Here is a 21,769-nt window from a genome sequence, read left to right as displayed (position 1 = left end):
GCGCAGCGCACCCTTGACGCGGTTGGAACGTCCCCAGCCTCAAGCCCAGGAGCAGGGAGTCCAAAGGCCGTAGGCCGTCCCCCCTGCTCCTGCGGCGTGTGGGGCAAGACCCCACGCCAGGGAGTCCAGAACCCCAAAGGGGGGTTTTGGTCGCCCAGAGGGCGAAAGCGGCAGGCCGACCAACGGGAGGGAAGATCGAAGCCCGCAGGGGGCGAGACTCGCTTGCGAGGCTCGATGCGAAGCACGAGAGCCCGGTCGATGCGCAGCAGCGAGCCGCCCGAATTTCAGCCTTGGCGCTCCGGCTGACGCTGGCCAGGCGCACCCACCGAGGCAAGCAGCTTGACGGACTTGACGAAATCGAGCCCCAGCAGGTGCATCACCAGGTCGATCCCACCGCCGCCGCCCTTCCCTGCCCTCGTGTCAAACCACTTCGGCCCTGTCACCAGCAGCTCCCACGCGGCACCGTCCGGCGACGACACATAAAGCCGAACCGTGCGGGCATCCTTCTCCGGCTTGAAGTCGGGATCGCGACGCCAAAACAGCTTCCCGGCGTCCCGCAGCCGGTCGAGTACCAGCGACAGCGGCATCTCGCGCACCCACTTCAAGGTTTCATCGTCAAACGACCGCTTGGCCATACACACCTCCAAGATCACGCTCAAAAAACCACCTGGCCGAACCGACAACAGGAGGGGGGGCCGCGCTGTCGCGCGGCGGAAAGACACCTTCGGTCGCTTCGCTCCCTGCGGCGCTGGATGATGGATAAGTCCTGACGGACTTACCCACAACCAGCTTGCGGCTACTCGCGTTTAAGAAACGCTTTGGGCTACTCATTCCAGCTCCACCGGCTCAGCTCGAATCCAGCGGAGGCGCTGGGCCACCGACGACAAGCCTCAAAGCAGGCCGACTGGGCTCACGCTGCACCGCAGAGGTTCCGGACTCGCCTGCGGCGGCCGGGGGGGCGGTTATCTGACGTGTAGCAAACTTAACAATGACCGGCTGGCCAGCGGCCTCCTCCTTCGGGGCGGGGGCCTCGGCGACACGGCTGGTGAATTCGTCGATCAGTTGCTGGTACTTGGCCACCGTCTGGCGCGACAAGCGCGTCAGCGCCGCGAGGGCCGTCTGGGTCAGCGCCTCGCCCTTGGCGCGCAACAGCCCGCAAGCGGCTTGGATGCGCGCGGCCGTGGCCGCCGAGCGCTCGCCATGCGTGCGCTCGGCGGCCAGGCGCTGGCGCTCGACCAGCGGCAGCGCCTTGCTGAGACGCATCACGCCGCGATTGCAGCGGCCGTCGCCCGTGTACTTGTCCCACGTCCACCGGGCGATAGATCGCACCGTGGCGCGCACCTGTGAGGCGCGCAGATCGGTGTGCGGCACCATCCGCTTGAGGTCGATGAAACCGCGCTTGCTGCCGTAGTCGTTCAGGCGCTGCGCCTCGGTCAACAGGCGCTGATAAAAGGCGTCGTAGCTGCTCTGCTCCTTCATGCCGTTGACGATGGAGTAAGCGAAATAGCGCAGCTCGTGGAATAGCGTCGCGTGCCGGGCGTGGTGATGCAGAGACAGGTCGGGCACCTTGCCGAACCGTCGCTCTTCCTTTGGCAGCTCGAAATACTCGTTCAGCTCGCCCAGGCTGTACTCATGCGGGTGCAGCTCGATGGTGTGCCACCAGGCGTGGCCGGGCGTCTTGGTGACGCCCCCGCCGTGATAGTTGGGATCAGCCCCCAGCAGCTCCACCATGCGGTCGCGGATCGCGCGCATGTAGCGCTGCGGATGCTCGCGCGCCTTCTCGGTCGTGCAGACCGGCGTGATCGCATAAAACAGGTGGAAGCCAGGCCCGCCAGTGCGGTTGGCCACGATGAGGTTTGGGGGCGGCAACCCGGCCGCGTCCCAACGGAAAACGTCGGCGTGGTCGCAGTCAAAGACCAACCACGACACCATGCCGGGTCGGTTGACCTGCATGTAAGGCCAACGGACTGCGTAGCTCGTGGGCCGTTGCTTGGTGGCGGTCTTGTCGTCACTGCAACGCGGGTAGTACGGAGCCTGCTCGATCACCCGTTGCATGGGTGATGCAGGCTCGTCGAACCGCGCTTTCAGTGTGTTTTCAAGTACCGCCGATGCCATCCACGCTCCGCTTGCCGAGGCGCGTAACTACGTATCCACGTAGCTACGCAGAAAAAGCTTGCCCATCGGGAGCGTTGGAGAGTAGAATTCGGCTATCGCTTTCCGATCTCTACGGACGGCTCTAAGAGACAGTCGCCAAACCGTCTCCTAACTCCGCTCCAAGGCGCAACCCGCCTAATCAGCAAAAGCCCCGTCGCCAAACGGGGCTTTTTGCTTTGTACGTTCGCTATCTGTTCGCTGCTCTGGTCAGCGCACTCCTTTGTTCGTTACTCGGACGCCGAAACGCCCTTAAAAGTCCGGGGAACCCAGTTCCGGCTGTTGGCCGCGAACTCGACGATCCCCATCGACTGCAAAGTCGAAGCCGCACCATCGAAGCTCTGGAAGTAGCGGACACCGCCGCGCGCCTGTCCCAGCACGCACTCGTCCATTCCGCCGCCAGCATTGAACACGATGACCAACCCCTTGTCGGCCTGCTGGACGCGGACGTTGCCAACGCTTCCGCGCTCGGCAAACGCCTTCATCAACTTCGCAGGCATCTCTTGTAGGCTTGCAACCATCATCATTATTCCCCAATAGCACCGAGTATGCAAGAGATTGCATCTAATTTCAATCGCCACGCATACCCGAAAAATTTGATTGAATGTATGGACTCCCGTCCATGCTCTGAAACCCGCATGGGAAGCGGTCAGCCGAGCTTGTCGGCGTGCTTGGCCAGGTAGTCGTCCAGCGCCGCCTCGAAGATGGCTTGGGACTTCTTGTCCAGGCGCATGCCCAGCGTCTTGAGCTTTTCGTAGCGCGCCCGGTTGAGCTTCACGGTCAGCGCTTTGTAGTAGCCAGCCTCGGGGATCACGGCCGCTTCCTTCGCCTCAGGCTGCGCCTGAGACTGTGGAGCGGGTTCCACACTGACGGCGGGGGCCGGTGCCGGTGCGGCAACATCCTCGACGGGTGCCACTGACGCGGTGGCAGGCACGGCCTGGCCCTTCTTCGCGATGAGTCCTGCGCTGAGGGAGCTTGCTTTGGTTTTCGACATCCTTATCTCCTTAACTACGTATTAGCGTATCTCAAGCCTTACGCAGTTGCTTATCGACGTAGCTCCACAGCTCAGCCACTTCACCGGCTGACTTGGACGCAGGATCGAGTTCCTGGACGGTGCGGCCGTCGATCATCGAGCTGGCAAAGTCGGTGCGCTGGTATAGCGTCACCGGGGCCACGGTGCCGTGCTGGGACAAGGCGATGGCCGCCTCGCCCGTGATACGGGCGCGCTGCGCTGCGCCGTTGACGACGAAAACCATGCGCTTGCCCGCGCGCTCGGCAATCTCCACGGTCGAGCCCACGGCGCGCAGGTCATGCGGACTCGGGCGCGTTGGGATCAGGATCAGGTCGGCAACCGCCATCACCTGCTCGATCATGGATGTCACGGCAGGCGGCGTGTCGATGATGGCCAGCTTGATTCCAGCCTCGTCCAGCAGCCGCAGGTGTTCGGCCAGGTTGGCGATCTGCACCTGGGCAAAGACCGGCTCCGGTGCCTCGCGCTCGTTCCACCAGCTCGCGAGCGAGCCTTGAGGATCGGTGTCGATCAGTGCGACCGGGCCGTGGCCCTTGATCTCGGCTTCGACGCCCAAGTGACCGCAGAGAGTCGTTTTGCCCACGCCACCTTTTTGGGAGCACAGGGCGAGAACCTTCATCTTCATGTACGTATCTCCTTATCGGTGGCGCTACGGCGTTACGTGAATACGTATTTAGCCAGTGACGCGAGTCTAGCACAGTTCGGCGGCTTTGCGTACAATGACTTTTATCTGACGACAACAAAAGCACCGAGAGCGAATGCAATACAAGCGGCCGATAAATGTGGCTAGAAGCCGAAAAACGGGCATCCCGACCTACGTGAACAGCTTTCAGTTCTTGCGAGCAAACAAGCTCGTGCTCTCGGTGAAGCTGAGCGAGCTGGTAAACGGCTGGGAGATTCCGCCCGAGGTCATGGCGCGGTGCAAGGACGGCCCGCTGACGGCGCAAGAGCTGGCCGAGTGGAAAGCCTGGAAGGCCAAGCATGACAAGGAAGAGCGTCAGGACACCGACCTGGCCGTCTACCGCCTGGCCGGGGAGAGCCTGGCCGACACGCTGCGCAACGCCTGCCACGCACTGGACAAGGCCGTCGTCACCTACACCGAGTCGGACGGCGAAGAGCTGTGGGAGCTGCTGGACGCATTCGCCAAGCGGCTCAAGAAGGCGGGCATCGAGCGGCCGACGCGCCCGCGTGGCCGCCCGCGCGCCATCACGATCATCGAGGTCGATGACGGCGGCCAGACGCGCTGGCTGCCGAACTTCCACCCGCCCGGCACGCCGGAACACGACCGCTATGACGAGGCCATGCGCCGCGCAGGCAAGAAACCAGGAGATCCACTATGAGAGTCTGGAGCTTCAACTCGAACACCTGCCGGTTCGACCGGGTAGGGCGTGCCGCCCTGGCTGAGGCCGACGTGGCTGTCATCAGCGACGACACCGATGTGCAGGTGGTGCGCGATCACGCGCCGCCTACGCGCTGGCCCAGCGGCGAGCCGCTGGTGGTGGCCGGGGTCGAGTTCGACCGGGAGCTGTTCGAGTAGCTAAATACGTATTAGCGTAGATATGGCAACACGTAACCACGTAACTAAGGCGCTCGTACTGGATGCCTTCGGCACGGCGATCCAGTACGGCCAGCGCCTGGCTCCCTACAGCCGACTCCTGACCGGCCGAGGGGAGGGCGCGGCACGCCTGCCATTCCTCACCCGCGACGTGCCGGTGGCCACCTTCGCGGCCGAGCTGGGTCTGGAGCATCTGCTGCCCGACATCGAGGCCGACCTGGCCGAAGAGTTGGCGGGCTTGCGGCTCTTCGCCGAAGTGCCGCAGGTGTTGGAGCAGTCCCGCGCAGCGGGTCTGCGCCTGGCTGTGTGCAGCAACCTGGCGGCCGAGTACGGCCCCGCCGTTCTCGGCCTGCTGCCCGGTCTGGACGCCTACGTATTCAGCTACGAGGTCGGCCTGGCCAAGCCCGAACCGGCCATCTTCCAGCGCGTGTGCGACGCGCTGGGCTGCGCGCCTGGTGAGGTGGTTTTCGTGGGGGACTCCAAGCGCTGCGATGTGGACGGCCCGCGTGCCTTCGGCATGCAGGCCCGGCACCTGGACAGGAGGGGAGGGCAGTCGCTGCTCGACGTGCTCGCTGATGTCCTGCTGACCAGCGATCAGCTTGCATCCATCGGCAGCGCCTACGACGCACTGCGGGCGAATCCAGACCGAGGGGTGTCAGCGGCGAGCGTTCGCGCCCGCCTGGCGGCGGCAGGAGGGCAAGAGCCAGGCATGGCCAGCATCCCTCGGGCAGCTCATCCGATGACGGTCGGTGATCTGATCGCCGCACTGCAAGGGCTCCCGACGACGCTGCCGGTGATGATCCCGGCCGAAGGCGGTATCGACCACGCAGGCGCAGTCCGTGTGACCGATGCGGCAAGGCATCAGCGCAACTGGGCCGGTACGCCTGTTGGCCAATACCGCGAGCTGCCCGACGACGAGACGACGGATGAGCCGTTCCGCGCTGTCGTCATCGACTTGGACGGGGCCTCACGATGACACGCGACGAGCTGCTTGCTGCGGTTCCGGTGCATGAGTACGAGGGCCGACCGTTTTACGTCAACCTCGCAGAGATTCCGCAGCCGTGGCGCGATCAGTTTTGGGCGGCACTCTACGGCTCCCAATGCCCAAAGATTGACGGCATCGAGCGTGCGGCCTACGCATGGGACTGGGAATGCTGGGCCAATAGCTGTTGGTACGGCAGACAAGGGCCAGAAGGGTTGCAGCCATGACTGACACAGCCGTCATGCACGCCCTCTACCCGCTGGCAGAGTTTCCGGTTCTCGCTGCGCTGGCCAGCCCACACACGACCGCTACGAAGTTGGACGGCCGCGCCTGCCTGCACCTGTACGTGCGTGCGCTGGGTGACATTGACTGGCTCGCGCTAACCAGCAGGGAACGTGAGTTCATGCGCACGCTGGGTCTTTTCACCATCTGTCCTTGCTGCGGCGCATCTGCCCTGGTGAGAGACACCCGCGACCATGTACTCAGCCGCAGCGATGGCACGCCTGTGACCTTGACAGCTCTGACGGGTGACTACTGCAACGCCTGCGGCGAGGTAATCCTGGACGGCGCGGAAGGCCAGCGAGTCATGGATGCAGCCGGGGAACTCCATCGACGATGATCCTCTTCCTGGATTTCGACGGCGTTTTGCATCCTGACGCGGTGTACCTGGAGCGCGGGCGGCCAGTGCTGCGCGCCGATGGCAAGCTGTTCATGTGGTCGAGCCACCTGGTGGACGAGCTGGCCAGCGCGCCGCATGTCCGCATCGTGCTGAGTACGAGCTGGGCGCGCGAGCTGCGTTTCAGCCGCGCACGCGACTACCTCCCGGCCGAGCTGCGGCCAAGGGTCATTGGCTCCACCTGGCACTCCGGCATGGCGTGCGACGACGAGCACCGCCCACTCGGACGAGGCACCTGGTGGGACACGTCCACCCGATACCAACAAATCCGCCGCTACGTGGATCGAGCTGGCCTCACCGACTGGATCGCCGTCGATGACCACCCGGAAGGGTGGGCCGATGCTGACCGTGACAAGCTGGTGGCCACCGACAGCAGCCGGGGCCTGTCCGCGCCTTCGGCGCGCGTCCGCATTGCTGCGGCCCTCGGCAACACAGCGCACGCCTGGGCAGTAGCCGACACGATGGCCGACGTGCTCACCCTGCCAAGGGTTGGGCGCAGCGAGACATTCGCTGACCTGGTGCGATGGGTGGAATGGTGGGAGTGCTCGTACCTGACCGCCGTCACGCTGGAGCCCGCCGAGGTCGCCCGGCTGAAAGCTGGCCGCTGGTGGCCTCCAGTCGTCTCTACCAAGCAAATCAGCGACATGCCACCCGCTATCGCTCGGAGGCACGTCCCATGAACGACAACGCCCGAGACAAGGAGGCTGCGATGCTCGAATGGGGGTCGTTTGCGGGAGGGGGCGGAATCCTACGCTAAGGCTTTGGCCAGCGATATTCTCCGGTGAGATTGATGTGTTCCCATCCGAGCGGCGAAACATGGGCCAAGAGATCGGGCGATAGCAGCTTTCCATCGCGTTTCTGGTTTGCAACGACCTCGCCGAGCTTCATGGTGTTCCAGAAGATGATGATGGCGGCGAGCAGATTCATGCCGGCGATGCGGTAATGCTGGCCTTCGGCGGAACGGTCGCGGATTTCACCGCGGCGGTGGAAGCTGATTGCCCGCTTCAGCGCATGATGAGCTTCGCCTTTGTTGAGCCCGATCTGGGCACGCCGTTGGAGTTCGGCATCCAGAATCCAGTCGATCATGAACAGGGTGCGCTCGACGCGACCGACTTCCCGCAGGGCTGTCGCGAGCTCGTTCTGCCGCGGATAGGAGGCGAGTTTCCGCAGAATCTGGCTTGGCGCGACGGTCCCGGCAGCAATGGTGGCGGCGATGCGCAGGATGTCGGGCCAATTGCGCTCGATCATGGCTTGGTTGACCTTTCCGCCGATCAACGCTCGCAGGTGCGCCGGGGCGGCCGACGGATTGAACGCGTAGAGCCGTTTGGATGGCAGGTCGCGGATGCGCGGAGCGAACCGGTAGCCGAGAATGGCACATGCGGCAAAGACGTGATCGGTGAAGCCGCCCGTGTCGGTGAACTGCTCGCGGATATGGCGTCCAGCATCGTTCATCAGCAGGCCATCGAGGATGTAAGGCGCTTCGCTTGCCGTTGCAGGAATCACCTGGGTTGCGAACGGCGCATATTGGTCGGAGACGTGGCTATAGGCTTTCAGGCCCGGGGTATTGCCATATTTCGCGTTGACCAGGTTCATGGCCTCACCTTGCTCTGTAGCGACGAAGAACTGTCCGTCGCTCGAAGCCGACGTGCCCATGCCCCAGAACCGGGCCATGGGTAACGCTGCCTGTGCCTCGACCACCATGGCCAGCGCCCGGTCATAGGCTTCGCCCTCGACATGCCACCGTCCAATGCGGATCAATTCCCAGAAGGTGTGGGTGTTTGTCGCATCCGCCATTTTGCGCAAGCCGAGGTTGATCCCTTCCGCCAAGATAACGTTCATTAGCCCGATCCGGTCAGCGCAGGGTGCTCCTGTGCGCAGATGGGTGAACGCTTCGGTGAAGCCGGTCGCCGCATCCACCTCCAGCAGGAGATCGGTGATGCGCGTGGGCGGGATCTGCTTGTAGAGATCGAGCACCAGATCTTCGGCGCCTGTCGGCGCGGCGGCTTCGAGTTTCTCGATATGCAGAACGCCGTTTTCAATCGACCCGCCCGGGATCGTGCCTGCGCGAGCGGCACGGCCAAGCTCGCGCAACCGCATGTCGAGGCGAGCTTGCCGGTCTGCCAGCCATTCCTCCGGCCGCAATGGCACAGCGAGACGACCGCCTTCCGCGATGGATTGTGCCGGAACGAGTGCGTGTTTCAGATCGCCATAGCGCCGGGACCTAGTAAGCCAGACATCTCCGGAGCGGAACGCATCGCGCAGATGGAACAGCACCGCGATCTCCCATAGGCGAGCGTCGCCAGCCCTCTGGGCCCGAAGGTGGCGATGCCATTTCGAGCTGGGCCGCAAGAAGCTGGTCATCGCGGCATCGTTCAAACCGGTACGAAGGGCCGTCACCGCTTCCAGAAGCGGCAGTGCAACGGGCGCAGCTCGCAGATCGAGCAGGCGCAACATGCGTGGAGCGTATCGGCGGAAGCGGTGATAACCGTCGAGCACATGATTGAGCGGATCGTCGGCCATGGTGGCGGTCAGCCTGGTTGCCATTGCAACAAGGGTTTTTAAGCCGTCCCACCCTGACCCACTCGCGATGACATCGCCCAGCGGCTGGCCATCATCCTGTGCATCGACCAGGGCGCCCCCGATCTCGGCGAAGGATTTCAGGGTGTCACGCACCACCCCCGCTTCGTCTGCGACCTTTGCATGGCAAATACGCTCCGAAGCACGGTAGAGACGGCCGACGATCCGGTCGTGGGTTTCGACCACTGCGTCGGCCAACATCGCCTGCCATTCCGAGACGCAAACAGCCAAGATCGCAAGCCGCCTGTCCTCCGGGAGATCGCGCATGCCGTCGGCATAATACCGTTCACCCTGCCTGCGCAGACGAGTCACCCGATGGGCAGGAACGCCGGCAAGCAGATCCTCGGGGAGATCGATGCGTTGCAGATATTCGAGCCGGTCGAGCAGCCGGTTGGCCGACGAAGAGTTCGAGCCAGGCTCGAACTGGCGCAGCCACACAAAACGGGTCACCCGATCATCAGCCGTCTCCTCGAGCAATGCCAGCAACTGTTCTCGGATCGACATAGGCAGCCGACTGGCGATCCTCGTCTCGATGCGTCGCTCGGCATCGACGAGAGCCGCGGCACAAAGCCGCTCGATCGTGGATGTCGCGGGAAGGACAGTGCGGGTGCGTCGGCACTCGGCTACGAAGCGACGGGCGATATCCTCGTTCGACACCGCCATCTCGGCTTCTCGGAACAACCATTCCTTCAGCTCGCTCGCACCACGTCCGGAGAAGGTGCGGAAGCCGTAGAGCCCCCGTAACTCGGCAAGATGCTCGTGCCGTGTTTCCTCGCGGGCAGCATAGTCTACGAGATCGTCGGCACCCAGGCCAAGCTGCGCTCCGATAAATTCGATGACCTCTGCAGGGATCAGTTCGCCTGGAGCCAGCACCCGGCCGGGATAGCGCAGGACACACAATTGCAGGGCGAAGCCGAACCTGTTGTGAGCGCGCCGACGCAGCCTGATATGCCCAAGGTCTTCATCACTCAGCGTATAGTGCTTGAGCAAATCCGTCTGTGAAGTCGGCAAGCGCAACAGCGCGTCTTTCTGCCGATCGGTTAGAGTGACGCGACGCGGCATACATGTTCCTTTTTCAAAATCTGATAGCGTTCAAGACGCTTTGTTTATGAAGCTGGTTGAGATACATTTCCAGAGGTCAATGCAATCGTGGCCGAAGCGCCGCCTCAAACCAACGTTTGTGATACATGCTGATCGGATATGCCCGCGTCTCCAAAGCCGATGGCTCGCAGTCTCTCGACCTGCAGCACGACGCCTTGCGCGCCGCAGGTGTCGAACGGGACAATATCTATGATGATCTTGCTTCCGGCGGTCGTGATGATCGCCCTGGCTTGACTGCCTGCCTCAAGTCATTGCGTGACGGCGATGTGCTGGTGGTCTGGAAGCTCGATCGCCTCGGACGATCGCTTGCCCATCTGGTCAACACGGTGAAGGAGCTGTCAGACCGCAAGATCGGCCTGCGGGTTCTGACTGGAAAGGGCGCTCAGATCGACACCACGACTGCGTCCGGTCGCATGGTGTTCGGAATCTTCGCCACCTTGGCCGAGTTCGAGCGGGATCTGATCCGAGAGCGCACCATGGCGGGTCTCGCCTCCGCGAGAGCGCGCGGTCGCAAGGGCGGACGAAAATTCGCGCTCACCAAAGCTCAGGTGCGTCTCGCGCAAGCCGCCATGGCCCAGCGCGATACTTCAGTTTCCGATCTCTGCAAGGAACTCGGCATCGAGCGCGTCACTCTCTACCGATATGTCGGTCCCAAAGGCGAGCTCAGAGACCATGGAAAGCATGTTCTCGGACTTACGTAGCAACTCGTTTCTTTTCGCAGGTTGAGCCACCTCCGCGCTTCATCAGAAAACTGAAGGAACCTCCATTGAATCGAACTAATATTTTTTTTGGTGAATCGCATTCTGACTGGTTGCCTGTCAGAGGCGGAGAATCTGGTGATTTTGTTTTTCGACGTGGTGACGGGCATGCCTTCGCGAAAATCGCACCTGCTTCCCGCCGCGGTGAGCTCGCTGGAGAGCGTGACCGCCTCATTTGGCTCAAAGGTCGAGGTGTGGCTTGCCCCGAGGTGATCAACTGGCAGGAGGAACAGGAGGGTGCATGCTTGGTGATAACGGCAATTCCGGGAGTACCGGCGGCTGATCTGTCTGGAGCGGATTTGCTCAAAGCGTGGCCGTCAATGGGGCAGCAACTTGGCGCTGTTCACAGCCTATCGGTTGATCAATGTCCGTTTGAGCGCAGGCTGTCGCGAATGTTCGGACGCGCCGTTGATGTGGTGTCCCGCAATGCCGTCAATCCCGACTTCTTACCGGACGAGGACAAGAGTACGCCGCAGCTCGATCTTTTGGCTCGTGTCGAACGAGAGCTACCGGTGCGGCTCGACCAAGAGCGCACCGATATGGTTGTTTGCCATGGTGATCCCTGCATGCCGAACTTCATGGTGGACCCTAAAACTCTTCAATGCACGGGTCTGATCGACCTTGGGCGGCTCGGAACAGCAGATCGCTATGCCGATTTGGCACTCATGATTGCTAACGCCGAAGAGAACTGGGCAGCGCCAGATGAAGCAGAGCGCGCCTTCGCTGTCCTATTCAATGTATTGGGGATCGAAGCCCCCGACCGCGAACGCCTTGCCTTCTATCTGCGATTGGACCCTCTGACTTGGGGTTGATGTTCATGCCGCCTGTTTTTCCTGCTCATTGGCACGTTTCGCAACCTGTTCTCATTGCGGACACCTTTTCCAGCCTCGTTTGGAAAGTTTCATTGCCAGACGGGACTCCTGCAATCGTCAAGGGATTGAAACCTATAGAAGACATTGCTGATGAACTGCGCGGGGCCGACTATCTGGTATGGCGCAATGGGAGGGGAGCAGTCCGGTTGCTCGGTCGTGAGAACAATCTGATGTTGCTCGAATATGCCGGGGAGCGAATGCTCTCTCACATCGTTGCCGAGCACGGCGACTACCAGGCGACCGAAATTGCAGCGGAACTAATGGCGAAGCTGTATGCCGCATCTGAGGAACCCCTGCCTTCTGCCCTTCTCCCGATCCGGGATCGCTTTGCAGCTTTGTTTCAGCGGGCGCGCGATGATCAAAACGCAGGTTGTCAAACTGACTACGTCCACGCGGCGATTATAGCCGATCAAATGATGAGCAATGCCTCGGAACTGCGTGGGCTACATGGCGATCTGCATCATGAAAACATCATGTTCTCCAGTCGCGGCTGGCTGGTGATAGATCCCGTCGGTCTGGTCGGTGAAGTGGGCTTTGGCGCCGCCAATATGTTCTACGATCCGGCTGACAGAGACGACCTTTGTCTCGATCCTAGACGCATTGCACAGATGGCGGACGCATTCTCTCGTGCGCTGGACGTCGATCCGCGTCGCCTGCTCGACCAGGCGTACGCTTATGGGTGCCTTTCCGCAGCTTGGAACGCGGATGGAGAAGAGGAGCAACGCGATCTAGCTATCGCGGCCGCGATCAAGCAGGTGCGACAGACGTCATACTAGATATCAAGCGACTTCTCCTATCCCCTGGGAACACATCAATCTTACCGGAGAATATCGTTGGCCAAAGCCTTAGCGTAGGATTTCGCCCTCTCCCGCAAACGACCCCGAATGCTGCGTGGAGATCGCGACGGCCACGCTGGACGCTCCACGCACACCGGCCGAAGCGAACGTCTGTCGCGTCGCCGGAATGATCCTGAGCCACAACCTGCACGATGCCAGGCGTCGCCTGGCTCAAGCCGCAACCGCGTACTTTGCCGCGCATCCTTCAGAGCTGCTTGAGTCAGCCGTGACAGTTCGGCGTGGCTGGATCGTTAACCTGCCTCGGCTCCGTGATCGCCTGGAGCGACGGCTGCGCGAAGCAGGGCAGGGGGCATCGTCATGATCTACTTCTTCGGCGACACGCACGGCTGCTTCGATCACGTCCTCGACGTGGTTAGGCAGGATCGTCCGGCCGCCGTCATTTTCCTGGGCGACTTGCAGGCGCAGCGCCCCTTGGAGATCGAGCTGGCCACGATCCTCGACAAGACAGAGGTGTGGTTCATTCACGGTAACCACGACACGGACTCCGAGGCCGACTACGACAACCTGTTTGGCTCTGCCCTTGCCGACCGTAACCTGCACGGCCGCGTGGTCGAGATCGACGGGCTGCGAATCGCGGGCCTGGGCGGCATCTTCCGGGGCCAGGTGTGGGCACCGCCTGGTGAGTGGCTGCATGAGCGGCCCGAGGACTTCGCCGCTCGGTGCGGCAAGGGCAACCTCTGGCGCGGCGGCCTGCCGCGCAAGCATCGCAGCTCGGTCTTCCCTGCGGACTACTTCGGCCTGGTCGGTCAGCGCGCCGACATCCTGGTCACGCATGAGGCTCCCAGCTCGCACCCGCACGGCTTCGACGCTATCGACGAGCTGGGCCGCAGCCTCGGCGTCACCAAAGCGTTCCACGGCCATCATCATGATCGGCTGGACTACAGCGGCCACCGCGAGCGGCTTGGGTTCGATGCCTTCGGGGTCGGCTTCTGCGGCGTCAGCGACGCCAACGGCCGCACGGTGCGGCCTGGCGACTTTGACGAGGCGAGGGCGCATCGTCAGACCTGACGCCGGAAAAAGAGCGGCCCCACACAGGGGGCCGCTGGAACTGCGCTGTCGCACAGCCCGCTCAGGGAGGAAAAGCGGGGGCCGAGGTAGGTACGGCCATGCGTGATTATCGACGCGCTAGAACGGCACATCGTCATCCCACGCACTTGCGGCCTTTGTTGTCGCCGCCTTGGCCTTGATCTTGGCTTCAAGCGACTTGATGAAGCGGATCGACGCGGCGACGTGGTTGAAGATCAGCAGGCTTTCCTCGTAGTTGAGGATGGGGTTGTCGTGCGCCAGGCTCTTGTGATTTCGCACGTCGTTGAACGCCTCCAGCACTGAGATCGAGGACTTCAAGATGCGCTCGGTCATGGCCGATTCGAGATGGCCACCGTCGCGCAGGGCGCGGACGTACTCACCGAACACGCTGTGCAGCGGCTTGTCGCGGTTGATGTCGATGCCGTGAGGCTCGCAGGCGACTCGCACGAACTTGATGACAAAGGTGTGCAGCCGATCCAGTGCGCCCTCCGGCTGGTTCTTCTCGATGGCCTCGCGGACGTGCTCCGCAACCACCTCGAAGTCGCGTTCGTCAGCGGTCGCGGCAAGCGCGTCCAGCTCGGCTACCGGCTGGTCGCTCAGCAGGCGCTGGGCGATCTTGCGGCAGTCCTCGATCAGCACCGGGTTGCTATCGCCAAAGCAGCTCTCGTCAGTGGCGTGGTCGATCAAGCCACCGATGACGCGGCCGACCACATGGTTCGCGTCAAGCGCCAAGTGGGTGCGCATGCGGTTGGCCTTGGACGTGCCTCGTGCGCGGTAGCGCTCGGCGTCGATCTCGACGCGGTACTCGTCGAAGAAGTCGCCGAACGTGCGATCAGAGAAGTTGAGCACGTAGCCACCGCCCATGCCCAACATCTTTTCCAGCTTGCGGCGGTCGCTCCCGGTGAGGTCTGCCATCGACGAACAGCCGCCTTACTTTGCAGGGACAGCAACCAAGTCCGACATGGCGCGGCCGTTGATCCGCTCGGCCTGGGAGTGGTTGGAGTAGGTAGGCCAGTCGGGGAAATATTCCTCGGTGGCTTGGTTGCCCCACACGTCCCAGCCCGGCCGCGCGCCACGCGCGAACATTTCAAGGAACGGCCCAGGGCTGCACGACTCGACGATTTCATAGAACTCGTCGGGCTTGCGGGAGTGCTCTCGCTTCTGCGTGGCCAGGAAATTGACCTGGCTGCGGCCGGGGGCGAGGGTGCGTGCGTTCTTGCCACGCACGCCGAACAACACCAGCTCGGTCACGTTGCGGAAGTAGAAGCCGACGCCGCGACCATCCGGCCCGCCATCCTTGCGGATCTTGTGCCAGACGATGTTGCTCTTGTACTGGAAGCCCCAAGCGGCCATCACTTGCAGGCCCTCGGGCAGCAAGGCATTGGGCACCCACAGGTAGAGGTGCGCGGTGTCCTCGGCGATCTGCGCGACGGGCAGCGACATGATGTCCTCAAGCTCCATCGTGCCGTAACGCGACAGTCGCTTGTGCTCTGGCGCAACCTTGCCGGTTCGGTTCTGGAACTGCCAAGGTGGATCGGCCAGGATCGTTGAGAAGCGGCGGCCACCGTGCTGGGTCAGCAGCTCCAGTGCTGCATTGGGTGCAGCATCCGGCTTTTTCTTGGTCATGGTTGTGGGTTCCAGTCTGAAATCAATTTGGGCGTGATCCCGAACACCAGGACAGGACAACCGCCATGCCGACCCGCGTTGAGTCGGTAAAGCAGCTTGCCCATCCAGGTCGTGCTCGCGCCGTACTTCTGTCGCACGTTCTTGGGCTGGCCAGCCTTCGATCCTGTCTTGTGCAGCTCGGGCTCACCGGACTTGGTGAGCTGCGGCACAACCTCGAACACAGGGTTCAGGCTGGCACTGCGCGTCACCATCACTCCGGCGCTGATGAGGCCGCACTCGTGGAATGCCCGCAGGGCATACAGGTCGCGGTCGAACGTTTGATCCTTGGAGTTCCACTCCAAGTCAAACGCGACCCGACCCTTCACGTAGTCGATCTTGTGGCCGTCGATGAAGTTCTCGATCATGCGCGGCGTGCTTTCTGAGCGCTTGACCTTGCGGGCCTTGCCATCGGCAGCAAACAGCTCGTCGTACTCCTGCATGCGCACCAGCAAGTCACCCTGAATGCGCGTCTCCACCCAGCCTGCGGGGCGAAGGGTGCGAGAGAACTTCTTGGGCATGTCCGACTCGTTCCCGCCAGGGGTGCCGATGTCTTTGACCGTGATGCGGAAGTCCAGCAAGGCGCGCTCGATCTGCTGCAACTCCTCGGGGAAGGAGTTGGCCAGGATCGCTGCGGCATGCCGGTAGCTGTACACGTCGTAGAGCGCGCGGACTTCGGCGCTGATGTACCGCTCAACGTCAGCAGCCGCGTCGGCGTTCGGGCCTGGGCGCAGCGCAACGTCATCGAGCGATTCCGCGTCCTGCTCTTTGCTCTCGCTCCCTGCGAGATCTGGATCTTCTTGTTGTGCCATGTAAAGTGTTCGTAGCCATCTCTTGCCTCCTATAAAGGCTGGTTGTGGTTAGGCAGGTGCATCGGTTGCCGCCTTTGCTCCTGCCGCCTGTTTTCCTACCTCCCGGACAAGGCCGCAGCCCCGTCAAGGTGCTTGTACAGCGTCGTCCTCGAAACGCCATACCGCTTTGCGATGTCGGTGACGGGGACGGTCTTGGCGTCGTAGAGCGCCTGGATTTCCCGCCGTTCCTTGTCGCCGATCTTGGGCTTGCGCCCACCCGCCCGACCGCGCGCCCGTGCAGCAGCCAGGCCAGCCTGGGTGCGCTCCCGGATCACGTTGCGCTCGAACTCGGCTAACGCTGCGAACACATGGAACATGAGTCCGCCCGTCGCGCTGCCGGTGTCGATGCGCTCGTTCAAGCTCTCGAAGCCGATGCCGCGCGTCTTGAGATCCCCGACGATGCGCACGAGGTCTGACAGGCTGCGACCCAACCTGTCCAGTCGCCACACGACCAAGGTATCGCCTTCGCGCAAGGCGGCCAGGCACTCTTCGAGCTTGGGCCGCGCCGACGACTTGCCGCTGGCCTTCTCTTCAAAAACCCGATCGCACCTGGCGGCCTTCAACGCATCGCGCTGGAGGTCGAGGTTCTGATCTTCGGTTGAGACTCGGGCATAGCCGAATCGGCACGCTGCCATACGTTTTCGGGACGTTGAAAAGATGACGGGAATTTTAACACTGGAAGCATCCACAGGGGAGGCTTTTTGGGTGTCAACCTGAACTGTCCAGTTTGGCACCGTTTATTGGACACTTTAAAACACTAACAGCACTCGCCAAGCAAGCGCTCCAGACGATCCCGCAGGCGCGGGGCGTTGATGATCCAGCCGCGCCGGACGACCTCTGCGGACGGCACTTGCTGCTCTGGATGGTCGGCAAAGTAGGTCGCAGCCGCATCAGACAGCCGTTTGCCAGCCTCTGGATACCTGCCGTCCACGATCATCCCGGCCAACCGGCAGACGTTGGCCTCGGCCTGATCTCGTGGCATATCGCCCGGTGTGGTGGCAATCTGGAGGCAGCGCTCCAGCATCGCCTGCTCAATGTCGCGGGCAGTGCTCGCACTCATGCGGCGGCATGGCTGGAGAGTAATTCCTGCCGGGTCAACGCCCGTGGCAGGGTCTGGCCCGACCGCAGCAGCAAGGCGACGATTTCATCCTGTCGTGCCATCTTTTGTGCTGGTGTCCATTGGCTGGCGTAGCCCATCTTGAGCAGCAACGCCCATTCCCGCCGAAGGGCGTCGGCCTGCTTCTGGCTCATGGGCTGGGCATCGTTGGCTGTCATGTTCATCTCCCGAAAATGATTGTTGTCACAAGCATGCAGTGCGCGGTCGAAGTCGAGAAAGAGGATCACGGCGATTCCTGCCACGTTTGGTGCAATTCATCCGGTGCATTTGGTACATCCCGCTGTGCCACTTGTGGTGGCATCTCAGTCACCTGCCTATCCGTAGCAGGCGGCCACCATCCCCCGGCTTTGAGAGCCGCTATTTCATCAGCAGATAGACGCTGTGCAGCAGCATAGGACGGTTGCCACCAGTCGATCCACTGCTGCACTTCGTCTGCCATAGCCTCTCGGCCTATCGACTTCACACAGAGTAGAGCGGCCATTGCGTCAGCTCTCATTCGCAACGCCACCCCCCTGCTTTCCTTGCCACACCCTCACAACCTCGGCCTGCATGGCATCCATTCGGGGCAAGGCTCGGTCTATGAGGTCATAGACGGCCTGCTTGTCACTCTCTCGGGGCATCCAGTCATCCAGTCGCACAAAGTCCGGTGACAAGCCACGCATCACGGCTGCCAGCACCAAATCAGCACATGCGCGGGCATGGTTGGCAGCGTAGGCTGTGTCTCCCTCGAACTTGATCCCCAGCGTCCGCAAAAGCTCACTAGCCTCGTAGATACCTGCGTCCCCAAGGAGGCCGGTTGTGTCGGTCAGACACCCAGCGCCCGAAATGAAAGAGCGAGAACGGTGCTGCCGCTCGCGCTCGAAGGTTTGCACAAAATGCCAATCGCCTGTGCCGGTCGATGACGGCAGATTCAGCGCCGCCATGCCTCCGATGTAGCGCAATGGGTGCAGAGACGTTGTAGGGATCACAGCTCCATTCCCCGGTCGTGCCGTGGCTCGACCTTCTTCTCATTTTCATCCTGGCGCGTTTGCTGCTCGAACTCCTGGCGCACCTTCTCCTGGCGCAGTGCCTCCAGCTCGTCCACCTTGAGCAGCGTGGGCGCTTGCTCAAACCGGATGCGCTCACGGACGTCCTGCTCTACGTTGCGCTTGGACAGTATCGCGTCCTGGATGCGCGGGGCAGTAGTGAGCCACTGCGTGCGCCCCGCTTCGCGCAACTCTTCCAGCTCGCGCAGCTCGGGCGCGTGGCCTATGCCTCGATCATGCAACCACGCTTGCACCTTATGTTGCTCCCGCCACTGCTCGGCCTGCTCCTTGGCTCGGGCTTCCTGTTGCTGACCAGCCTGGTGCTGGGCGCTCAACTGTTCCAGCCTGGCGGCGGCTTCTCTCACGGCCTGGTCACGCTCTACCAGGCTAGCCACCGGCGAAGGTCGAATACGCCTGATCTCGGCGGCAAGCTCATTGCTATTCATGCGCTCGATGCGCTGGCGTTCTGACCGCTCCAACTTGGCCGCTTCCAAGTCACCCGACAAGTCGATGATGGAGCGCTCTGCCTCCTTGCCTTGGCGTTCCAACTCGCCCGCCTCGCGGGCACGCTGGAGGCGCTCTAGCGCGTCCTCGTTGTGCTGTTGGCGTTTATGGCTGGGCTGGCCGGTGCGCCGCTCGATAGCGGTGGCCGCTGGCCCAAGGTGCCGGGTCGGCTCCCGCTCGATGCCCTGCGCCTCAAGGGTGCGGTGATCGACGCGGGCCTCGATGCCGTTCTCGCGTAGCCGCTCGTTGGTCAGCGCGGCGACCCGCTCCCGCCACTGCGTGACCAACTTGGAGCCGGTTTTCTGGTCGTCTAGCTCGCGGGTTTTCTCGGTGAGGCCCTCCGGGCCGAGGCGGCGGGTGGTCAGCAGGATGTGGGCGTGGTGGTTGCGGTCGTCGCCGTCCTTGCCGGGGGCATGGATGCACACGTCAGCCGCACATCCGTGCCGCTCCACCAGTTCGCGGGCGAAGTCACGCGCCAACCGCGCCCGCTCTGCGGGGGAAAGTTCCTCCGGCAAGGCAATCTCGAACTCGCGGGCAACGGTCGAGTTCTTGCGCGTCTCGGCCTGCTCGGCAGCGTTCCAGAGTGCCGCCCGGTCGGCGGCCCACTCTGGCGCACCGGCAGGCAAGACAAGCTCGGCGGATTCGACGCCACCCTTGCGGGTGTAGTCGTGAATCTCGCCGGTGCGCTCGTCGGTGATCTCCACCCCGGCACGATAGGCCGCTGCCGCTGTCGCACTGCGACCGGCAGACCGGCTTATCGTCTTGACGGATAGGTGGTAGATCGCCACGGGCGTTTCCTCGGGGTGTCGGGGCGCAGCCCTGACCGCACGCAAACGAAGTTTGCATAAGTGCGCCCTTCATGACTCGCTTCGCTCGGGCCGGGAAGCCATGATACCGGGCGCGCGCCTCCACTGCTAGAGGTTAAAATGCGGCCATCAACCCCAGGGAGGCAAAGACATGGCGGCAGGTATCGAGGACAAGATCAAGGCGCTCGAAGAAAAGCTGAAACAAGCTAAGGCGCAGAAGGCAAAGATCGAGGCTCGTAAAAAGGCAATCGAAGCCAAGGTACAGCGCAGTCAGGACACACGCCGTAAAGTCCTGGCTGGTGCCATGGTGCTTGAGATGATGGAACGCGATGAGGCCACCAGACAGCGCTTCATGGAGCGTCTGGACAAATACCTGACGCGGGCTGACGACCGGGCTCTTTTTGATCTACAGGTAATGCCCACAGAATCCCCAAAGAAAGAAATTGCTGAGGGCTAGCATGATGAATGCTGGAAGCAGTGCTTCACGTCCAAAAACGTTCGTCTCCGTTGAACTCTCAGGCGATGGTCTAGAGCGTTTGATGAAAGAGAACGAGGAGCCTGTGGAAGTCGTTCAAATCGGCCCTGATCGCTATCGCGTTTCAGTCGATTTTGGGGAGCCTTTCGCAGAGGAACAGCGTGATCTAGCCGCCCATCTGTTGGCGAGACGGTACGGCTCAACGACCAAGACTTGACCGTACATCGCCCTGATCCGCTGAATGCGGTTTTGTCACCAAATCTGCTGAGCTTTTTCGATAACAGCAGCCATCACGGATGCCGCTTCAGCTTCGGATGCTTCTCTTGCCCACCAGGCGGGACGACTGGCTGCCGATGAAAGTGCCCCCACGGCCAACAGAACAAGCTCTTGATCGCCATCGCTGGCGGCCTGGATGATGGCATTTTCAACCTGCCGCAATTCATCGGCCAGCCGCTGAAACTCTACGGCGCTAGGCATCACTCAGTTCCTTTCTATTTCTGCGACGTGGCTGCATTTTTTGCCGCCCCTTGCGTGTCCTGTGAACGTTGCAGCGCTTCAAGCTGCCCCGCCAACCTTGCCGCCTGCTCGCGGGCCTCTGCCGCCACCTTGCGGGCGTCGTCTCGCTCGGCCTGTGCCTGTCGGGTTTCCTGCGCCGATGCGGCGCGGGCTTCGGCGTGCTGCTGCGCGGTTTTCTCGGCCTGTTTTTCGATCTGCTCGGCTCGCGCCTCGGCACGATTGATCCGGTCGGCGGCAGCCTCCAACTTTGCGCCCAGCACGGCGGCCTGTTGCTCGGCAGTGGTGCGGCCTTGCTGGGCTTCTGTGAGGGCTGCGCGTAGCCGCTCGATCTCTGTGGCCTGCTCTGCCTGCCGTTCGGCTTGTGCCTCGATCTTGAGGCGGGCGGTTGCCACCTCCACGCGGGCAGCCTCTGCCGCCTGCTGCTCGCGCTCGATGCGCTGCTGTGCCTCGGCCAAGTCGGCGGCCTGCTGGGCGGCTTTGCCTGCCAGCGTGTCGCGCTCTGTGGTGAGGACGGCAACCTGCTCGGCCAGCTCGTCGCGCTCGGCCTCCAGCGCCTCGCCAGCGGCGGCCAGTTCAGCGGCTTCCGCCTGCGCCTGCACCAGACGGCCCTCGATCTCGCCGCGTGCCTGCGATGCGGCCCGCTCGATCTCGGCGGCAATGGCAGCGGTCAGTGCCTGCGGCAGTTCCGGTGCAGCGGCTGCGGCCACCGGGCGGGCCTCGCGCCAGGTCGAAAGATGCTTGTGGATCGTGTTCGGGCTGCCGGTGGCGCCTAGCCGCTCCCGCACGGCCCGGATAGTCGGCTGCTGACCCTCGCCCGCCAGCGCATCAGCGACGGCGGCGACTTGCTCGAATGTGATGCCTTGGCGTGCCATGATCGTTGCCCTTTCGTATCGTACCAATGTAAATTGTATCAATACAGATATGATACACGATACAGATACGATATGCAAGCGATTTTCGTAACGTATCGCCGTCTGGTCGTAGATTCCAACCGCCGAATGTGGGGCGCTGCCCCACGCCCCGCACTCGCCGCCGTGAGGCTCGGGGGGCAGTCCTGGCGGGCTTCGCCCTTGTCCTGCCCCCACTCGTCAGGCTCTGGCCGCTCCTGTCGCGTCAAGGGTTCGCCCCGTCTGGCCCGTGTCCTCGCTTCGCTGCGGGGTCTCCTCGTTTTCAGTGCAATAAGTGACGGTACGAAAAGCTAGCACTGGCGCGGAGGTGGTGTTGGTAG

Annotated in this window: 28 protein-coding genes; 12 read left to right on the top strand and 16 right to left on the bottom strand. The window is 62.5% G+C overall.

Going from position 1 to position 21,769, the window contains the following annotated elements; genetic code table 11:
- Positions 1 to 284: 284 nt before the first annotated feature.
- The 5 genes from AVS7_RS07540 to AVS7_RS07525 form a co-directional block, all read right to left on the bottom strand.
- Positions 285 to 635: a hypothetical protein gene (locus AVS7_RS07540; protein WP_020227828.1), complete on the bottom strand. Its 351-nt coding sequence runs from the start codon at positions 633 to 635 to the stop codon at positions 285 to 287.
- A gap of 211 nt (positions 636 to 846) precedes the next feature.
- Complete coding sequence (locus AVS7_RS07535) at positions 847 to 2,115, bottom strand: replication initiation protein (RefSeq protein ID WP_024001125.1); 1,269 nt, start codon at positions 2,113 to 2,115, stop codon at positions 847 to 849.
- Positions 2,116 to 2,381: 266 nt separating this feature from the next.
- The gene (locus tag AVS7_RS07530) at positions 2,382 to 2,651 is read right to left on the bottom strand and encodes a partition protein C (protein ID WP_234449985.1); all 270 of its coding nucleotides are present in this window, start codon (positions 2,649 to 2,651) and stop codon (positions 2,382 to 2,384) included.
- A 149-nt stretch (positions 2,652 to 2,800) separates the two neighbouring features.
- The gene (locus tag AVS7_RS24710; RefSeq protein WP_020227825.1) at positions 2,801 to 2,965 is read right to left on the bottom strand and encodes a hypothetical protein; all 165 of its coding nucleotides are present in this window, start codon (positions 2,963 to 2,965) and stop codon (positions 2,801 to 2,803) included.
- A gap of 211 nt (positions 2,966 to 3,176) precedes the next feature.
- On the bottom strand, positions 3,177 to 3,806 hold the full coding sequence (locus AVS7_RS07525) for a ParA family protein (RefSeq protein WP_024001122.1): 630 nt from the start codon (positions 3,804 to 3,806) through the stop codon (positions 3,177 to 3,179).
- A 211-nt stretch (positions 3,807 to 4,017) separates the two neighbouring features.
- On the opposite strand from AVS7_RS07525, the gene AVS7_RS07520 reads away from it, so the two are divergent.
- The 6 genes from AVS7_RS07520 to AVS7_RS24705 are packed head-to-tail and all read left to right on the top strand — an operon-like array spanning position 4,018 to position 7,074.
- Positions 4,018 to 4,521, top strand: a complete 504-nt coding sequence (locus tag AVS7_RS07520) for a hypothetical protein (protein WP_234449984.1) — start codon at positions 4,018 to 4,020, stop codon at positions 4,519 to 4,521.
- Positions 4,518 to 4,718 (top strand): hypothetical protein, encoded by a 201-nt coding sequence (locus AVS7_RS07515; protein ID WP_020227822.1) that lies wholly within the window; start codon positions 4,518 to 4,520, stop codon positions 4,716 to 4,718. The genes AVS7_RS07520 and AVS7_RS07515 overlap by 4 nt, the downstream gene beginning before the upstream one ends.
- A gap of 22 nt (positions 4,719 to 4,740) precedes the next feature.
- Positions 4,741 to 5,712, top strand: a complete 972-nt coding sequence (locus AVS7_RS23560) for an HAD family hydrolase (RefSeq protein WP_020227821.1) — start codon at positions 4,741 to 4,743, stop codon at positions 5,710 to 5,712.
- Positions 5,709 to 5,945: a hypothetical protein gene (locus AVS7_RS23555; RefSeq protein WP_024001118.1), complete on the top strand. Its 237-nt coding sequence runs from the start codon at positions 5,709 to 5,711 to the stop codon at positions 5,943 to 5,945. The genes AVS7_RS23560 and AVS7_RS23555 overlap by 4 nt, the downstream gene beginning before the upstream one ends.
- The gene (locus tag AVS7_RS23320; RefSeq protein ID WP_020227820.1) at positions 5,942 to 6,337 is read left to right on the top strand and encodes a type II toxin-antitoxin system MqsA family antitoxin; all 396 of its coding nucleotides are present in this window, start codon (positions 5,942 to 5,944) and stop codon (positions 6,335 to 6,337) included. Before AVS7_RS23555 ends, AVS7_RS23320 begins: the two co-directional genes overlap by 4 nt.
- Positions 6,334 to 7,074 (top strand): HAD domain-containing protein, encoded by a 741-nt coding sequence (locus tag AVS7_RS24705; RefSeq protein WP_020227819.1) that lies wholly within the window; start codon positions 6,334 to 6,336, stop codon positions 7,072 to 7,074. The genes AVS7_RS23320 and AVS7_RS24705 overlap by 4 nt, the downstream gene beginning before the upstream one ends.
- A 73-nt stretch (positions 7,075 to 7,147) precedes the next feature.
- Here AVS7_RS24705 and AVS7_RS07495 read toward each other — a convergent pair whose 3' ends face one another.
- A complete protein-coding gene (locus AVS7_RS07495; RefSeq protein ID WP_001138082.1) occupies positions 7,148 to 10,033 on the bottom strand; it encodes a Tn3 family transposase in 2,886 nt (961 codons plus the stop codon).
- Between the two features lie 125 nt (positions 10,034 to 10,158).
- On the opposite strand from AVS7_RS07495, the gene AVS7_RS07490 reads away from it, so the two are divergent.
- From AVS7_RS07490 to AVS7_RS07475, 4 genes are all read left to right on the top strand, one after another.
- Positions 10,159 to 10,773 (top strand): recombinase family protein, encoded by a 615-nt coding sequence (locus tag AVS7_RS07490; protein ID WP_000904906.1) that lies wholly within the window; start codon positions 10,159 to 10,161, stop codon positions 10,771 to 10,773.
- 65 nt (positions 10,774 to 10,838) lie between these two features.
- Complete coding sequence (aph(3'')-Ib, locus tag AVS7_RS23550; protein ID WP_001082319.1) at positions 10,839 to 11,642, top strand: aminoglycoside O-phosphotransferase APH(3'')-Ib; 804 nt, start codon at positions 10,839 to 10,841, stop codon at positions 11,640 to 11,642.
- Positions 11,642 to 12,478: an aminoglycoside O-phosphotransferase APH(6)-Id gene (locus AVS7_RS07480; RefSeq protein ID WP_000480968.1), complete on the top strand. Its 837-nt coding sequence runs from the start codon at positions 11,642 to 11,644 to the stop codon at positions 12,476 to 12,478. Before aph(3'')-Ib ends, AVS7_RS07480 begins: the two co-directional genes overlap by 1 nt.
- Before the next feature lie 378 nt (positions 12,479 to 12,856).
- On the top strand, positions 12,857 to 13,567 hold the full coding sequence (locus AVS7_RS07475; RefSeq protein WP_020227816.1) for a metallophosphoesterase: 711 nt from the start codon (positions 12,857 to 12,859) through the stop codon (positions 13,565 to 13,567).
- Positions 13,568 to 13,684: 117 nt separating this feature from the next.
- Here AVS7_RS07475 and AVS7_RS07470 read toward each other — a convergent pair whose 3' ends face one another.
- The 8 genes from AVS7_RS07470 to mobQ form a co-directional block, all read right to left on the bottom strand.
- On the bottom strand, positions 13,685 to 14,500 hold the full coding sequence (locus AVS7_RS07470) for an abortive infection family protein (RefSeq protein WP_020227815.1): 816 nt from the start codon (positions 14,498 to 14,500) through the stop codon (positions 13,685 to 13,687).
- 15 nt (positions 14,501 to 14,515) lie between these two features.
- Positions 14,516 to 15,211, bottom strand: coding sequence for an MT-A70 family methyltransferase (locus tag AVS7_RS07465; RefSeq protein WP_020227814.1), 696 nt, complete (start codon positions 15,209 to 15,211; stop codon positions 14,516 to 14,518).
- Positions 15,208 to 16,059, bottom strand: a complete 852-nt coding sequence (locus tag AVS7_RS07460) for a BglII/BstYI family type II restriction endonuclease (protein ID WP_020227813.1) — start codon at positions 16,057 to 16,059, stop codon at positions 15,208 to 15,210. Before AVS7_RS07460 ends, AVS7_RS07465 begins: the two co-directional genes overlap by 4 nt.
- Before the next feature lie 95 nt (positions 16,060 to 16,154).
- Positions 16,155 to 16,733 (bottom strand): recombinase family protein, encoded by a 579-nt coding sequence (locus AVS7_RS07455; RefSeq protein ID WP_020227812.1) that lies wholly within the window; start codon positions 16,731 to 16,733, stop codon positions 16,155 to 16,157.
- A 122-nt stretch (positions 16,734 to 16,855) separates the two neighbouring features.
- Positions 16,856 to 17,158, bottom strand: coding sequence for a hypothetical protein (locus AVS7_RS07450; protein ID WP_020227811.1), 303 nt, complete (start codon positions 17,156 to 17,158; stop codon positions 16,856 to 16,858).
- Entirely contained in the window at positions 17,155 to 17,442 is a 288-nt protein-coding gene (locus AVS7_RS07445; RefSeq protein ID WP_020227810.1) for a hypothetical protein, read from the bottom strand. The genes AVS7_RS07450 and AVS7_RS07445 overlap by 4 nt, the downstream gene beginning before the upstream one ends.
- Positions 17,443 to 17,700: 258 nt before the next feature.
- Positions 17,701 to 18,138 (bottom strand): hypothetical protein, encoded by a 438-nt coding sequence (locus tag AVS7_RS07440; RefSeq protein ID WP_200405916.1) that lies wholly within the window; start codon positions 18,136 to 18,138, stop codon positions 17,701 to 17,703.
- 41 nt (positions 18,139 to 18,179) lie between these two features.
- Complete coding sequence (gene mobQ / locus AVS7_RS23535; protein ID WP_020227808.1) at positions 18,180 to 19,532, bottom strand: MobQ family relaxase; 1,353 nt, start codon at positions 19,530 to 19,532, stop codon at positions 18,180 to 18,182.
- Between the two features lie 169 nt (positions 19,533 to 19,701).
- Between mobQ and AVS7_RS07430 the strand changes: the two genes are divergently transcribed.
- Together AVS7_RS07430 and AVS7_RS25425 are read left to right on the top strand one after the other, a co-directional pair.
- The gene (locus AVS7_RS07430; RefSeq protein WP_020227807.1) at positions 19,702 to 20,007 is read left to right on the top strand and encodes a hypothetical protein; all 306 of its coding nucleotides are present in this window, start codon (positions 19,702 to 19,704) and stop codon (positions 20,005 to 20,007) included.
- Position 20,008: 1 nt separating this feature from the next.
- Positions 20,009 to 20,242 (top strand): DNA-primase RepB domain-containing protein, encoded by a 234-nt coding sequence (locus AVS7_RS25425; RefSeq protein WP_369799084.1) that lies wholly within the window; start codon positions 20,009 to 20,011, stop codon positions 20,240 to 20,242.
- Positions 20,243 to 20,277: 35 nt separating this feature from the next.
- On the opposite strand, the gene AVS7_RS24300 is transcribed toward AVS7_RS25425, so the two are convergent.
- Together AVS7_RS24300 and AVS7_RS07425 are read right to left on the bottom strand one after the other, a co-directional pair.
- On the bottom strand, positions 20,278 to 20,502 hold the full coding sequence (locus AVS7_RS24300; protein ID WP_144425061.1) for a hypothetical protein: 225 nt from the start codon (positions 20,500 to 20,502) through the stop codon (positions 20,278 to 20,280).
- 14 nt (positions 20,503 to 20,516) lie between these two features.
- The gene (locus AVS7_RS07425) at positions 20,517 to 21,413 is read right to left on the bottom strand and encodes a DNA-binding protein (RefSeq protein WP_020227806.1); all 897 of its coding nucleotides are present in this window, start codon (positions 21,411 to 21,413) and stop codon (positions 20,517 to 20,519) included.
- Between the last annotated feature and the right edge of the window lie 356 nt (positions 21,414 to 21,769).

It is taken from the genome of Acidovorax sp. MR-S7, assembly GCF_000400995.2.
In the GTDB taxonomy this organism is placed as follows: domain Bacteria; phylum Pseudomonadota; class Gammaproteobacteria; order Burkholderiales; family Burkholderiaceae_C; genus MR-S7.
The sequence above is the reverse complement of the archived record's forward strand: the minus strand, read 5'-3'. Positions and strand labels throughout refer to the sequence as shown.